Source organism: Acinetobacter sp. YK3, assembly GCF_001729365.1.
Classification (GTDB): domain Bacteria; phylum Pseudomonadota; class Gammaproteobacteria; order Pseudomonadales; family Moraxellaceae; genus Acinetobacter; species Acinetobacter vivianii.
This window is the reverse complement of the sequence record NZ_LZPJ01000074.1, coordinates 1-14,842: the sequence shown is the minus strand read 5'-3', so window position 1 is coordinate 14,842 and position 14,842 is coordinate 1. Positions and strand designations below refer to the sequence as shown.

15 protein-coding genes are annotated in these 14,842 nt (G+C 39.2%); 10 read left to right on the top strand and 5 right to left on the bottom strand.

Annotated features, from left to right (window positions below; translation table 11 throughout):
* Both A9Z07_RS06745 and A9Z07_RS06740 read left to right on the top strand, forming a co-directional pair.
* Positions 1-702 (top strand): helix-turn-helix domain-containing protein, encoded by a 702-nt coding sequence (locus A9Z07_RS06745; RefSeq protein WP_069577729.1) that lies wholly within the window; start codon positions 1-3, stop codon positions 700-702.
* 129 nt (positions 703-831) lie between these two features.
* Entirely contained in the window at positions 832-1,128 is a 297-nt protein-coding gene (locus tag A9Z07_RS06740) for a hypothetical protein (protein ID WP_069577728.1), read from the top strand.
* Positions 1,129-1,151: 23 nt separating this feature from the next.
* Here A9Z07_RS06740 and A9Z07_RS06735 read toward each other — a convergent pair whose 3' ends face one another.
* Positions 1,152-1,793 carry a hypothetical protein gene (locus A9Z07_RS06735; protein WP_069577727.1) on the bottom strand — a complete coding sequence of 214 codons (642 nt, stop codon included), beginning with the start codon at positions 1,791-1,793 and terminating at the stop codon, positions 1,152-1,154.
* Positions 1,794-2,130: 337 nt separating this feature from the next.
* Here A9Z07_RS06735 and ykgO point away from each other — a divergent pair, with 337 nt between their 5' ends.
* Together ykgO and A9Z07_RS06730 are read left to right on the top strand one after the other, a co-directional pair.
* Positions 2,131-2,256, top strand: coding sequence for a type B 50S ribosomal protein L36 (gene ykgO, locus A9Z07_RS17580; protein WP_005231541.1), 126 nt, complete (start codon positions 2,131-2,133; stop codon positions 2,254-2,256).
* A gap of 111 nt (positions 2,257-2,367) precedes the next feature.
* A complete protein-coding gene (locus tag A9Z07_RS06730) occupies positions 2,368-2,844 on the top strand; it encodes a copper resistance protein NlpE (RefSeq protein WP_069577726.1) in 477 nt (158 codons plus the stop codon).
* Positions 2,845-2,940: 96 nt separating this feature from the next.
* Here the strand turns inward: A9Z07_RS06730 and tsf are convergent, their stop codons facing one another.
* Positions 2,941-3,816, bottom strand: a complete 876-nt coding sequence (gene tsf, locus A9Z07_RS06725) for a translation elongation factor Ts (protein WP_004773622.1) — start codon at positions 3,814-3,816, stop codon at positions 2,941-2,943.
* Between the two features lie 138 nt (positions 3,817-3,954).
* Complete coding sequence (rpsB, locus tag A9Z07_RS06720) at positions 3,955-4,707, bottom strand: 30S ribosomal protein S2 (protein WP_004652723.1); 753 nt, start codon at positions 4,705-4,707, stop codon at positions 3,955-3,957.
* 215 nt (positions 4,708-4,922) lie between these two features.
* On the opposite strand from rpsB, the gene map reads away from it, so the two are divergent.
* From map to A9Z07_RS06705, 3 genes are all read left to right on the top strand, one after another.
* A complete protein-coding gene (gene map / locus A9Z07_RS06715; protein WP_004773623.1) occupies positions 4,923-5,747 on the top strand; it encodes a type I methionyl aminopeptidase in 825 nt (274 codons plus the stop codon).
* Between the two features lie 204 nt (positions 5,748-5,951).
* On the top strand, positions 5,952-7,070 hold the full coding sequence (locus tag A9Z07_RS06710) for an OmpW/AlkL family protein (protein WP_032863948.1): 1,119 nt from the start codon (positions 5,952-5,954) through the stop codon (positions 7,068-7,070).
* 156 nt (positions 7,071-7,226) lie between these two features.
* On the top strand, positions 7,227-8,447 hold the full coding sequence (locus A9Z07_RS06705; RefSeq protein ID WP_413772622.1) for an MFS transporter: 1,221 nt from the start codon (positions 7,227-7,229) through the stop codon (positions 8,445-8,447).
* Positions 8,448-8,776: 329 nt separating this feature from the next.
* Here the strand turns inward: A9Z07_RS06705 and A9Z07_RS06700 are convergent, their stop codons facing one another.
* Positions 8,777-9,958: a trypsin-like peptidase domain-containing protein gene (locus A9Z07_RS06700; protein WP_069577724.1), complete on the bottom strand. Its 1,182-nt coding sequence runs from the start codon at positions 9,956-9,958 to the stop codon at positions 8,777-8,779.
* A gap of 188 nt (positions 9,959-10,146) precedes the next feature.
* Between A9Z07_RS06700 and A9Z07_RS06695 the strand changes: the two genes are divergently transcribed.
* From A9Z07_RS06695 to A9Z07_RS06685, 3 genes are all read left to right on the top strand, one after another.
* Complete coding sequence (locus tag A9Z07_RS06695; protein ID WP_069577723.1) at positions 10,147-10,905, top strand: Nif3-like dinuclear metal center hexameric protein; 759 nt, start codon at positions 10,147-10,149, stop codon at positions 10,903-10,905.
* Positions 10,906-11,232: 327 nt separating this feature from the next.
* Positions 11,233-11,856 (top strand): superoxide dismutase, encoded by a 624-nt coding sequence (locus tag A9Z07_RS06690; RefSeq protein ID WP_069577722.1) that lies wholly within the window; start codon positions 11,233-11,235, stop codon positions 11,854-11,856.
* 227 nt (positions 11,857-12,083) lie between these two features.
* Positions 12,084-12,710 (top strand): superoxide dismutase, encoded by a 627-nt coding sequence (locus A9Z07_RS06685; protein ID WP_004638474.1) that lies wholly within the window; start codon positions 12,084-12,086, stop codon positions 12,708-12,710.
* A gap of 299 nt (positions 12,711-13,009) precedes the next feature.
* Here the strand turns inward: A9Z07_RS06685 and A9Z07_RS06680 are convergent, their stop codons facing one another.
* The gene (locus tag A9Z07_RS06680; protein ID WP_004773636.1) at positions 13,010-14,614 is read right to left on the bottom strand and encodes an isocitrate lyase; all 1,605 of its coding nucleotides are present in this window, start codon (positions 14,612-14,614) and stop codon (positions 13,010-13,012) included.
* Between the last annotated feature and the right edge of the window lie 228 nt (positions 14,615-14,842).

The following is a 14,842-nucleotide window of genomic DNA, read 5'->3' as shown; positions in this document are numbered from 1 at the left end:
GTGAATACAGTACCTGAAAAATTAAATGCTATGAAACCCAAAGCACGTTGGGAATGGTTCGATCGACAAAAAGACATTTTACGTGAAGCTGCAAAGTCTGGTACCAAGGCTGAGTTTACGCCTGAGCTTGCTCAAGCATTCATGTATATGTCTGATATCGCTGATCTGAAATACTGTGAAAGGGTCACAATGCACCACAATGCCATTGTGGTTGCAGCTAGTGCTCTTATTGAAAGTAATTTTGATAGTGCCCGTGATTGGCTCTTAAATCTTGTTGAGCAGGCAGATGAAGTTACCTGGCAAATGTATTCCAGTGCTCAAGAGTTCTATGATCTTAACCAATTAAATTGGCCTGATACCATTCAGGAACATCAGGAAAATATTGCTCAGTCAAAATTGAAAGCCAAAGAAGATCGCGAAAAATTTGATGTTTGGTACAAACAGAATATTGATCCACTCCTTAAGAGTGGTGGATCAATTAAAAAACCTACTTTTGGTGTATTGCGTGAGGATGATATTGATCAGGCAATTCAAGAAGGTAAAACCAAAGATTTAATTGAACATCTGGAAGATATCATTGTTCAAAAAGCATTAACGGCAACCCATGGCAATCTAACCCAAGCAGCCGAATTAATTGGCCTAAATAGGGGAACCTTAGCCAAACGCAATAAACGCTTCATTCAAAAGAGGGCTGCAGCATGAAAACCTCGCCATAACATTTCCCTTTTTAATTTTTTAGAACATTCAATGCAATGTTCTACAGAAGCAATCGTATTGCTGACCCTTTCGATTGCTTCTGAGAACATTGCCAAATTAGCATAGGTAAATAATATGGGAAAATATGTATTAACTTTTGAATCAGAAACAGCCCCACAAATTTTTCTAAATCAAACTATTCCTAATATTGGTAAAGTTGTTGAAATGAAGGCTGAAGAACTGCCACCACGAGTGCCGGTTTCATTTTTAACTGACCGGTTTCCTTTATCACGTAAGATTATTATCGAAACCCTTCGCCCCTTTAACCGTGGTGGTGAAGGCAAGCACATGTACGATCCTAAAGAAGTTATGCCGATCTTGGAGAATTTAAACGCACAGGCATTAGCAAGGCAATCAAGACGTAGAAATTAATAAAAAAGGCGCTATATGCGCCTTTAATTTTTCCTATTTAGATAATTAAAATAGAAATCTGCCAATTCAACCGAACAAAAATGCTCAAATTCAATCGTGGTTTTTTTCCACGAATTTAGTGCTTCTGTACTAACGATGAATAAATCACTACGACCAACCATGCGTAATTTTGAGTCCCAATACTCGTTAGATATTTCTCTAAATTTCCTTTGATAAAAACAAACAGTTTCTTTATTTTTTCTTAGAGATTCACAATTCTCCAATGTTTCTAGGCAGTATTGATATTCTTCCATCAAGCGCATAACACCAACTAAATCTTTATAGAATCCCCCTTTTTCGAAATAATCTTGATTAGTATTTTCCACAACGCCATGCACATTAAATAAAGATACTTTAGACTTTGCGGCTGTCATTGCATCAATTAAATTATTTAAATATGTTGATCTCTCTTTTAAGCTGCTATGGTATTGCTCCAAGAGCCTAAACTTATGCTCCACTTTCCAATCATTAAAAAGTAAAAAAGCTACCAATGCAGCAACTAACGTTGCAAATGCCGATAAGTAGTCTCCATCTAGATCAAGAGTCCTTTTAAATAGTAAAGAAGTAGACAAACACAATAAGAATAGACCAAGTATCAAAGTGCTATAAACAAAAAAATTTTTCATGTAAATTAGTTTTAGTTCGAGTTAAAATCATTTTACTCAAAATACGATACAAAATAAGCATTTTGTTACAATAATTGCGTTTGACACCACTTCGACACCACAAATAAACAACCCATTGTTTTATATAAAATTAAATAACCTTGCCAAGGTTGGGGTCGCGAGTTCGAGTCTCGTTTCCCGCTCCAAATTCAAAAAAGCCCTTATCGAAAGATAAGGGCTTTTTTATTTCTGATACTTATATCTTTCACAATCCCCTCTCACACATCAAGAATGACAAACTTTACACACTTATTTTAATGTAATATTATAACATTACATTAAATTCAGAGAATCAAAAATGAAAGTGTGTTCATCCCTTAAAAGTGCAAAGCGCCGTAGTGCTGATTGTCAGATTGTGAAACGTCGCGGCAAGCTATTTGTCATCTGCAAATCAAATCCTCGCTTCAAGGCAAGACAAGGTTAAACTTGTCTTGCTTTACCAAAGGTTAAACAACCCTTACATTCCCTTACTTCCATTTCTTTTTAAAATCTAATAACTTGGATATCAATACTTTCGAATAAGGTTATATCCAAGATGAAAAAATCAATTATTGCCATTTCTCTAGCGTCTATTTTCCTTGTGGCATGTAACAAGGCTGAAACACCAAAAACTGACGAGCAAACTCCAACAGCAGCGACTACAACAGAAACAACGCATGAAGCTGTTGATAGTGCGCACACAGCGGAAAACTCTCTCGACTGGAATGGTACCTACAAAGGCGTACTTCCATGCGCTGACTGCGAAGGCATTGAGACTGAACTTGAACTAAATCAAGACAAGACCTTTGAGTTAAAAGAAAAATATTTAGGTAAAGGCGATGGTAAAGCATTCGAAAGTAAAGGTAGCTTCGCCTTTGATACTACAAACACATCAGTGATTACATTGGATAAAGCTGGTGATGGCCGTAAATATTTCGTTGCTGAAGGTTATCTAAAAGCTTTAGATACAGAAGGTAAAGAAATTACAGGTGAATTGGCAAGCAAATACGAGCTTAAAAAAGAAGCTGACTAAGCCTTAAATAACTAAAAAGCCCATTTATGAAGTGGGCTTTTTAGTAAGCAATAAAAAACCCAGTCATAATGACTGGGTTTTTTTAGAAGATACGAATTACTTCGCAGCAGCTTGAGCAGCAGCAACTTCTTCTGCAAAGCTCATTTCAGCTTTCTTCTCAATACCTTCACCCACTTCGAAACGAACGAATTGAGCTACAACAGTACCAGTCGCTTTCAATACGTCAGCAACTTTCTTGTCGTTGTCGATAACATACATTTGACGATCAAGAGCAACTTCGTTCAAGTATTTTTCAACTGAACCAGTTACCATTTTCTCAACGATGTTCGCTGGCTTACCAGATTCTAACGCTTTCGCTTCAGCAATTTCTTTCTCTTTAGCGATCAAGTCAGCTGGAACAGCTTCAGCATTTACTGCAACTGGGTTGAACGCAGCAACGTGCATTGCAATACCTTTACCAGTGTCAGCATCACCTGTGTAAGAAACAACAACACCGATTTTTAAACCGTGCTTATAAATAGCCAAGTTTTCGCCTTCAACGATTTGAGCGCGACGAACTTGAATGTTTTCACCGATTTTTTGAACAAGTGCAACACGAGCTTCTTCTACAGTCGCACCGTCTTCAAGCTTAAGTTCAGCAATTTTCGCAGCATCAGTTTCGTTTGCAGCAAGTGCAGCAGTAGCAACTTTATCAGAGAAGTTTTTGAAGTTTTCGTCTTTAGCAACGAAGTCAGTTTGACAGTTAACTTCAACAAGGATTGCTTTGTTACCGTTTTGGATGATAGTGATCGCACCATCAGCAGCAATGTTACCTGCTTTTTTAGCAGCTTTTGCTTGACCTGATTTACGAAGGTTATCAATCGCAAGTTCGATGTCACCGTCTGCTTCTGTTAATGCTTTTTTGCATTCCATCATTGCAAGACCAGTACGGTCACGTAATTCTTTTACCATGCTCGCAGTAACTGCAGTCATGTTGATCTCCTAAAATCGGTAGAAAATAAATCTGTTCAACAAAAACGGCCCAAAGAATCTCTGGGCCGTTTGCAATCTCGACGCTTTAATCTGCCACCATTACATGTCGCAAAAATGACAAGCTTGCGTCAAAACGCATTAAGCCTCAGAAGCGTCTTTAGCAGCGTCATCGCCTTTTGCTTGTGCATTTGCTTGTGATTGAGCATATTCTTTACCAGCAAGAATCGCATCAGCCATAGCAGAAGCATACAAAGTTACTGCACGGATCGCATCGTCGTTACCCGGAATAACGTAATCAACGTTGTCTGGGTTAGAGTTTGTATCAACGATACCGATTACAGGAATACCTAAGTTTTTCGCTTCTTTGATTGCAATCGCTTCGTGATCAACGTCGATTACAAATAATGCGTCAGGTAAACCACCCATGTTTTTAACGCCGCCTAAAGCACGTTCAAGTTTTTCCATCTCACGAGTACGCTCTAAAGCTTCACGTTTAGTAAGCTTAGCAAAAGTACCGTCTTGAGATTGAGTTTGAAGATCTTTTAAACGGTTGATAGATTGGCGAAGTGTTTTCCAGTTCGTCAACATACCACCTAACCAACGGTGATCTACATATGGTTGACCAGCGCGTTGAGCTTGTTCACGGATGATGTTAGAAGCAGCTCGTTTTGTACCAACGAATAATACTTTGTTCTTTTTGCTCGCTAGGTTGTTAACGAAGTTCAAAGCATCATTTAACGCAGGAACAGTGTGCTCAAGGTTAATGATGTGAATTTTGTTACGCGCGCCAAAAATGTATTGACGCATTTTTGGGTTCCAGAAACGAGTTTGGTGACCAAAGTGTGCGCCTGCTTGAAGAAGGTCGCGCATGCTTACGTTGTAATCTGCCATTTTCTTTACCTTAAAGTTTGGGTTAGGCCTCCATATATCCGCATTCTCCACCTATTGCTAGGCACCCAGAGTAATGTGTCGATATATGTGCGGATTTTTTTTACGACTATTATTATCAGATAATTTCGTAAAATATATTCACGAAAAGCATTTGATAAAATAGGCGGCTATTTATACCATAGACGCTTGCAAATTACCAAAAGTTTTTAGAGATCATGAATACAACTTATACAGCCCCTCGTCGATTAATCAAAACACCTGAAGAAATTGAAAAGATGCGTGTTGCTGGCAAATTGGCGGCTGAAGTTCTAGACATGATTAAACCGCATATTAAAGCGGGTGTGAGCACACTAGAACTCGATACAATCTGTCGCAATCATATTGAAAATGTTCAACAAGCAATTCCTGCTTGTGTAGGCTACGGCGCAGCGCCAGGTCGTCCTGCTTTCCAGCATTCTATTTGTACTTCGGTCAACCATGTGGTTTGTCACGGCATTCCTTCTGAAAATAAAATCTTAAAGAACGGCGATATTCTTAACATCGATGTAACAGTCATTAAAGATGGTTATCACGGTGATACCAACATGATGTATATCGTGGGTGGTGAAACCTCTATTCTTGCAAACCGTTTGTGTTCAGTCGCTCAAGAAGCGATGTATCGCGGTATGGCAACTGTAAAAGATGGCTCATACTTGGGTGATGTTGGTTATGCGATTCAACAATATGTTGAATCTGAGCGTTTCAGTGTCGTTCGTGAATATTGCGGTCATGGTATCGGCAATGTCTTCCATGATGAACCACAAGTTTTGCATTATGGGCAAAAAGGTACAGGTATGCGTCTGGAAGCAGGTATGACCTTTACAATTGAACCAATGGTCAACGCAGGTGTTTGGCAAACAAAACTTTTAGGCGACAAATGGACAGTTGTCACTAAAGATCACAAATTATCTGCTCAATACGAACATACGATTTTGGTAACAAAAACAGGTATTGAAGTTTTAACTGCACGTCCTGAAGAAGACTTATCTCGTTTTATGTAATTTATTTTGTTTAATTTTTTCAAAAAAAGCTACTTCGGTAGCTTTTTTTATGTCTTCATAATTTCTTCATTAATTTATTTAAATTAAACAAAAAATTTCACAAGCATAACAATTATTTATTTTAACTAAACAAAGCAGTTTTAAAAAAGAGTTATCGTGGGCGCAAGAAAAATCCTTACAAACTTTAGGACATGGAGTCCCGAGATGATGAAGAAGTCATTTGCTTGCCTGCTTACAGGCTTATGTGCCCTACCAACAATTACTTTCGCAAACTCACCTTATTTTAGTTTAAAAGATGGTGATGGGTTTAAGCGTTTTTCGGTTTCCGCTGGTTGGCTGCACGCCATGCCACAAGGATCAGCAAATCCAGTTAATATTAATACCAGTGTTGCTGAAGGTACTGAATCAAAAGTTGGGGATGTTTCAACGACCTCTGTGCTTAATGCTATTGATCAAAGTAAACCAAATGGAAAATTTTGGCATACAACGATTAGTGGTCTAGATAAGTTTACAGATACCTTACCTGCAGCTCTGGCTGGTACAGCCCAAATTAATGGTTTGTCAAATTGGCAAAGTCAGGGAACAGGTTTAGAAGCAGATGACGTAGACACTGTTGGTATTATGGCCAACTATCATTTTACAGATAACCTTTCTTTAGAAATTAAAGCAGGGATACCCCCTAAAGTTGACATTAAAGGTAAAGGAAATATCTACGCACCACTTTCAGGAAAAGCAACCCCTCTTGATGATGGTTCATCACTAGGTGGAATCATTGGAGGGGTAATTGGACAAATAGGCGCAGATATCCCTTTAAAACAAGATATTTTTATTACTGACCTGACTCAAGGCAGTAAAGCAGCCACTGCACGTGCATGGTTACCTGCTGTAGAACTACATTATCAATTTGGCAAATCAGGCATTAATAAATTCCGCCCCTATGTTGGTGCTGGCGTGATGTATGCTTATTTCAATGATTTAAAAATCAACTCAGGGATTGAGTCAGATTTAATCAAAGCTGGTCATATGATTCAAAACATTCATGATGGAAAAGCAGGTGCAGCCTTAGATGGAAAAACCTCTTCCGCTGACCCAGTCGTGAAACTCAAAGCAACAGATACCTTTGCTCCGATTATGACTATAGGCGCAACTTATGACTTTAATCCAAACTGGTTTGCCGTTGGTTCTGTGTCTTATTCAAAAATGAATAATGAAGCAAAAATCTCTGTGACTGATCGTAATACAGGCAAAGAGTTGATCCGTGCCAATACTAAAATTGATATCGACCCATTAATCACCTATGTCGGTGTCGGCTATCGTTTCTAAGCGTTTTAACTCATAAAAAAAAGCAGCCGTCGCTGCTTTTTTTTATTTCCTGACATTTTTTAATGGGAAACAAGTTGTTCAAACAAATAGAACTCTAATCACTTTTTAGAATCGAAATATAAACAGAAGTATTTTAAAATACTTTTCACTTATTCCATGATCATAACAACAATGTCAAACCAACAATTCTCGAAACAGTTGATTTATATGTTAATCGGAAGTGCACTGATCCTTGCACTTTCCCTCGGCGTACGTCATGGCTTTGGCTTATACCTTGTCCCAATGAGTGATGCATTTGGCTGGGGACATCATATTTTTAGTTTTGCCATCGCCTTACAAAATCTGATTTGGGGTGCCGCACAGCCCTTCACAGGCGCAATTGCAGATAAATATGGCACCAAGAAAGTGGTTGCAGCAGGTGGTTTACTCTATGCCATCGGCTTAATCATGATGGCATTCAGCTCGACAGGATTGTTGCTTAATCTCAGTTTGGGGCTTGTGATTGGATTAGCCTTATCGGCAACGTCATTTACCGTGCTGCTTTCAGCCGTTGGTCGTGCGGCCCCGCCAGAAAAACGCAGTATGGTGATGGGGATTGCCAGTGCAGCGGGTTCATTCGGTCAATTTATCATGTTGCCATCAACCTTGCTGTTACTTAAAAGCATTGGCTGGTCCTCCGCACTCCTCGTCAGTGCATTCGCGATTGCATTCATTGTTCCTTTGGTATGGTTATTAAAATCCCCTACTTCAACAGCACCAAAAGCACTGAATCAACCCAGTCTCGGCTTTAAACAGGTTTTAGAAATTGCCAGCAAGCACAAACCTTTTTGGTGGTTATCCTTAGGTTTTCTGGTTTGTGGTTTCCAAGTGGTATTTCTAGGTGTGCATTTACCGGGTTATTTGATCGATCACGGCTTTGATGCCACCACAGGCACTATATTCTTGGCACTGGTGGGCCTATTTAATATTGTTGGAACCTATGGAGCTGGCTGGTTAGGCGATCGTTATTCAAAACCTAAACTACTGATGTTACTGTACGGGCTACGTGGTATCGCAATTATTGCCTTCTTGTTATTACCACTCAGTATATTTACCGTTTATAGCTTTGGGATCATCATGGGATTGTTATGGCTTTCAACCGTGCCATTAACCAATGGTATTGTTGCCAATATGTTTGGAGTAAAATATTTATCAATGTTGAGCGGCATTGTGTTTTTTACCCATCAAATCGGCTCATTCTTTGGTGGCTGGTTAGGTGGTATCAATCATGATCTCGCAGGCAACTACAATATGATCTGGCTTGCCTGTTTGCTGTTAAGTGCTTTTGGTGTAGTGATTCATCTTTTCGTGAATGAAGAGGCTGTTATTCATGACTAATATTGAACGAAACTTTAAAATTCTACTGATTGGATGTGTGCTTTGTTTAATCAGTTTTTCAATCTTGATCTGGTTTCAAACACCTGATCTGTTTGAATATTTCAATCAAGCCTTCTGTGCACACTAAACAAGTATGTCAGTGTTTTACACTTGTCATCTAATGATCAAAAAATTGTCATAAAAAGATAAAAATTGAATGGTTTAATGAAAAATAAAAAAACTACAAAACGCAAAAAGCTTGCTGACCTTATCGTCAGCAAGCTTTTTTATTGTGCCTACAAAAAGGGCCGCATTAAGCGACCCTGATTGGATAGAAACCATCAATTTTATTATTGATGTTTCGGCAACGGAATATATTGAGATTGTGCATTTTGCTGAACTTTACGCTCGCCCACTTTCACCTGTAAGGTTTGCTGCTTACCTTCACGCTCAACAACCACATCGATCAAGCTTCCTGGATCTTGCAAAGCCACATAGTTGATTAAATGTGAAGCGGAAGAAATCTGTTCGTTATTGACTTGAACAATCTTGTCACCACGTTTAATTCCAGCTACGTCTGAGGGCCCTTCACGCAATACATCAGCAACTGTGACACCAATCGGTTTAGCAGCCAACACATCTTCATCTAGATTATTTGGAATTAAACTAATGCCTAACCAGCCACGCACTACACGACCATCTTTCAGGATTGAATTAAGGACTTGTTGACAAACCTTCGCAGGAATCGCAAAACCAATCCCCAATGAACCACCTGACTGAGAGAAGATCGCTGTATTAACACCAATCAGATTCCCCGCCACATCAATCAATGCACCACCAGAGTTACCTGGGTTAATTGCAGCATCGGTTTGAATAAAGTCTTCATAGGTATTGATCCCCAAGTCAGAACGGCCCGTCGCTGAGATGATCCCTTGGGTGACGGTTTGACCAACACCAAATGGATTACCAATCGCGAGCACTACATCACCCACTTCGTTACCACTCAATTTGAACGGTAAAACTGGCAATTTATCTAACTCGATCTTAATCACAGCCAAATCTGTATCAGGATCTGTACCAATCACTTTCGCTTCAGCACGGCGACCATCATGCAGCGCCACCACAATATGTTCAGCCTGAGCAATCACGTGATTATTTGTGAGGATATAACCATCAGCACGTACAATCACCCCAGAACCCAGACTGTTTTCATTTTGAGGCTGTTGCGGCACTTGATTGCCAAAGAACTCGCGAAATACAGGATCATTCAATAATGGATGATTCATCTGTTTTACTTTCTGCGTGGTAAAAATATTCACCACGGCAGGCGCAGCCACTTTGACCGCAGCACTATAGGAAACCACCCCACCTGCACGTGATGTATCAATGAGAGGCTCAACCTTTTCTGCTGGCATTTTTACCCCATCAGCCGCAACAGTTGGTTTCGGTTGATGTGATTTCTGCCAAGCCAGAAAACTAAATATAACAAGAATGAGTAATACCCAAGGTAACCATGTAAATGCACGGCGCACGTCTATTATCCTCTAGGCGAAATTATGTTATGAACGTAATTTATTGAAGAACTGGAAGTTTCCACTATTGTAAAGTAAATTGCTTAAAATCAATGCAAAACTTAAAAAAGTTTTGTCTAGCTTTAGTTACATTTAAAAATATGTTTTTATTGACGTCTATAAAAGCTGTTAATCATTTGAGGAATCACATGGCAAATTTGCATGATATTGTGCACTGGTGTAATCAAACTTTAAAAGCAAATGAGTTTAAAGACTATGCACCAAATGGCTTACAAATTGAAGGCAAAGCCGAGGTCAATAAAATTTTATGTGCTGTGACCGCTTCTGAAGATGCAATTGAGGCAGCCATTGTTCAACAGGCTGATGTCTTACTGGTTCATCACGGCTATTTTTGGAAAGGCGAACCCTACCCGATTACAGGCATGCGTGGCAATCGCATTAAAAAACTGATTCAAAATAATATTTCTTTGATTGCCTATCATCTGCCTTTAGACGCGCATCCAAGCTTGGGCAATAACGCAGCGATTGCTGATTTAATCGGTTTGCAAAATCTTGAAGCACTGGATACATCGGAAAAACATCCGATTGGCAATATTGCTTATCTAGACAATGCATTGAGTCCCGAGCAATTCAAGGCAAAATTACAGGCTATTTTTGATTTTGACATTATTCATCTGCCAACTGATAAAACGACGATCCAAAAAGTAGGCTTTTGCACAGGTGCAGCTCAGGATTTTATTGGCAAGGCAGCGCAAGAAAATTGCGATGCCTATATTTCTGGTGAAGCCAGTGAACGTACTTTCTATGAAGCCAAAGAGTTAGGTGTTCACTATTTTGCTTGTGGTCATCATGCGACTGAACGTTATGGTGTGCAGCGTTTAACACAAGCAATTGCAACGCAGTTTGCCATTGAATCTGAATATTTTGAACTCAACAATCCGATCTAAACTTTCTCAAGTTTATGCAATTGAGTGATACTCTTTTCACTCAATTGCATTTTGCTAGCCCTTAAGTGCCAAGCACATCAATTATCTGCTGATCTCAAATATACCTCTTCAACTTACAGCCAGATTTTAAAGCGTTAATAGGTACGCGCTTTAGAACATTTACTCATCCCCCCATCCAACCTATAAATAAAATTTATTTTTAATTCATTTTCACCGATAAAAAAGTAGCCAATAAATGTATTGATTATCATTTGCATTTAAACAAATAATAAAAGCGCTTTAATCCATCGTTATAAAACTACATTGATTACAAAAGGAATCAAATACATGGCCTATTCTTTACCTGCACTTCCTTATGCTTATGATGCACTCGAGCCCAATATTGATACCAAGACAATGGAAATTCATCATAGTAAACACCATCAGACCTATATCAATAATATTAATGGCGCAATTGAAGGCACAGAATGGGAAAAATTTTCAGTGGAAGAACTGGTTGCTAAAGTCAATGAAGTTCCTGCTGAGCTTAAAAACATGGTCATCAATAATGCTGGTGGACATGCCAATCACTCACTGTTCTGGACGGTCATGAGCCCACAAGGTGGCGGAGTGCCTACAGGTGATATTGCGGAAGCGATTGATCAGCAACTCGGTGGCTTTGATGCATTCAAGGATGCTTTTACCAAAGCAGCGATTAGCCGTTTTGGAAGTGGTTGGGCATGGTTGAGTGTGACGCCTGAAGGTAAAATTGTAGTAGAAAGCAGCGCCAATCAGGACTCTCCACTAATGCATGGTCATACCCCTATTTTAGGGCTGGACGTATGGGAACATGCCTATTATCTAAAATATCAAAACCGTCGCCCTGAATATATTGCTGCATTTTATAACGTCGTGGATTGGAAGGAGGTCAATCGCCGCTACCATGAGGCATTAAAAGCAATAAAAAATTGATTTTAAATAATAAAGTTAAAAATTTATTCTTGATCAAGGTAGATTAGAGTCATCAAAAAGATAAATTTAAAGATTCATTGGCTCTAGTTCTATCTTGTGTATGGTATATGTCTCAGATGGAAATTTTTTGCATATTTTGTGTATTAAAAGACTGCCCTATTGCATGCAGAATCATTTACAATAAAAGCACTTAATGTAAAACCCAGCAAATTTGCAAGGAATGAAACATGACAACCATTACTTTACCTGCACTTCCATATGGCTATGACGATCTAGCGCCACATATCACTCGCGAAACTTTAGAATACCATCACGACAAACACCACAATACTTATGTTGTTAACTTAAACAACTTAATCAAAGGTACTGACCTTGAAGGCAAAACTTTAGAAGAAATCATCAAAGCTTCTGCTGGTGATGCATCTAAAGCAGGTATCTTCAACAATGCTGCTCAAGTATGGAACCACACGTTCTACTGGAACAGCATGAAGCCAAACGGTGGTGGTAAACCTACAGGCGCGATTGCAGCGAAAATCGACGAAGCTTTTGGTAGCTACGAAAAATTTGCAGAAGAATTCACTGCTGCTGCAACAACTCAATTCGGTTCAGGTTGGGCTTGGTTAGTTGCTGACGAAGTAAACGGTAAATTATCTATTACTAAAACTGCCAATGCAGACACTCCACTTGCTCACGGTCAAATCGCTGTATTGACAATCGACGTTTGGGAACATGCTTACTACATCGACTTCCGTAACTTACGTCCAAAATACATCGCGACTTTCTTAGAAAGCTTAGTAAACTGGGACTATGCAAATGCTAAACTTGCAGGTCAACCAGCAGGTGTTGAGAAATAAGTTTTTATTTCTTCAATAAAAAAACTGCTCTTGATGAGCAGTTTTTTTTATATCTATATTTTTCAACAGTTCACCCCTTTCAATCATTCTTTGAGCATCCATTTCTCTAATAAATAAAAAGCTCGCTCGCCTATCTTTATTCATATTCTAAATACAACACTGCTGCTCATTTATAATTATAAAAAACTGTTTCTCACCTTTCCTAAATCAAAGATTTATTTTGAGCCATACATTCTTTAAACCTTTAAACAATAAAAAAACCCTGCTTTCGCAGGGTCTTTTTTGAATCAGTTCAGTGCTTAGTGAGCAGCGAATTGGTTCATTGTGTTTTTAGCATCATCATGTGCTTTAAGTGCGTTGTCACCAGAGAAGATTTCTTTGTGATCATCACCGATGTCAGAACCCGCCATTGCTTGGTGTTTAACACACGCGATACCGCCACGGATTTCTTTACGTTGTACGCCAGCAACATAAGCCAACATACCTTCAGTACCGAAGTAACCTTGTGCAAGCTCATGCGTAGAAAGAGCAGCAGTGTGGTAAGTCGGAAGTGTGATCAAGTGATGGAACACACCCGCTTCACGAGAAGCGTCTGCTTGGAAAGTACGGATCTTAGCATCAGCATCAGCAGCTAATTCAGTATTGTCATACTCAGCGCTCATTAATTTAGCACGGTCGTAAGCAGAAACATCTTTACCTTCAGCAACCCAACGATCGTAAGCTTGTTGACGGAAGTTTAAAGTCCAGTTGAATGATGGGCTGTTGTTATAAACAAGCTTCGCATTTGGAACTGTTTCACGTACACGGTTAACCATGTGAGCGATTTCTTCTACGTTTGGAGTCGCAGTTTCGATCCAAAGAAGATCTGCACCATTTTGAAGGCTAGATACACAGTCAAGTACAACACGGTCAATTTGAGTGTCAGGACGGAACTGATATAAGCCAGAAGCTAAACGCTTAGGACGATGTAATTTACCATCACGCTTGATCAGGATTTCATCTTCTTGAGCATCAGCGATGTCAATTTCAGTTGTGTCTAAGTAGCTGATATATTGAGAAGCGATGTCGCCTGGCTCTTTAACCACTGGGATTTTTTGAGTCAAGTCAGCGCCTTCAGAGTCAGTACGCGCAACGATGATACCGTCATCAAGACCCATTTCTAAGAATGCATAACGTAATGCATGGATTTTAGCGATGAAGTCTTCGTGTGGAACAGTTACTTTACCAGCTTGGTGACCACATTGTTTTGCGTCAGATACTTGGTTTTCGATTTGAAGTGCACATGCACCAGCTTCGATCATTTTCTTAGCAAGTAAGTAAGTCGCTTCTTCGTTACCGAAACCAGCGTCGATGTCAGCAATAATTGGCACAACGTGAGTTTCAAAGTTGTCGATTTGAGCAGTGATTTCAGCTGCTTTAGCAGTATCACCTGCTTCTTGTGCTTTTTTAAGTGCACGGAATAAATCGTTTAATTCTTTTGCATCAGCTTGACGTAAGAAAGTGTAGATTTCTTCGATCAAAGCAGGAACAGATGTTTTTTCATGCATTGATTGGTCTGGAAGTGGACCAAATTCTGAACGAAGTGCAGCAACCATCCAACCAGAAAGGTAGATATAGCGACGTTCAGTTGTACCGAAGTATTTTTTGTTCGCAATCATTTTTTGTTGTGCGATGAAACCGTGCCAGCAACCTAATGATTGAGTATATTTGCTAGAATCGGCATCATAAGCAGCCATATCACGACGCATAATCGCAGCTGTGTATTTAGCAATGTCTAAACCAGTTTTGAAACGGTTTTGTAGTTGCATACGAGCAGCATCTTCAGGACTAATATCTGCCCAAGTATTGCCAAATTTTGCTTTTAATTCGCGGATTGCATCAATCGCTGTTTGATATGTAGTCATGATCTATTCCTTTGAGGATTGGCATCGAACGGGGGCTAAAAATCCTGATTTTATTTAGTCTAGATTTCAAGCGCCTCATCAACATGAATCAAAGCTTAGTCTTTGGCAAGCGATTTATCCAATATTCTGGCTTAATCTTCGGTATTTTCTTAAAAAATGTATGTATAGGCTTTTATCAAAATCCTTAAAAATAAGACATAAATAATTGTTTTTAATCAATTTTCAACT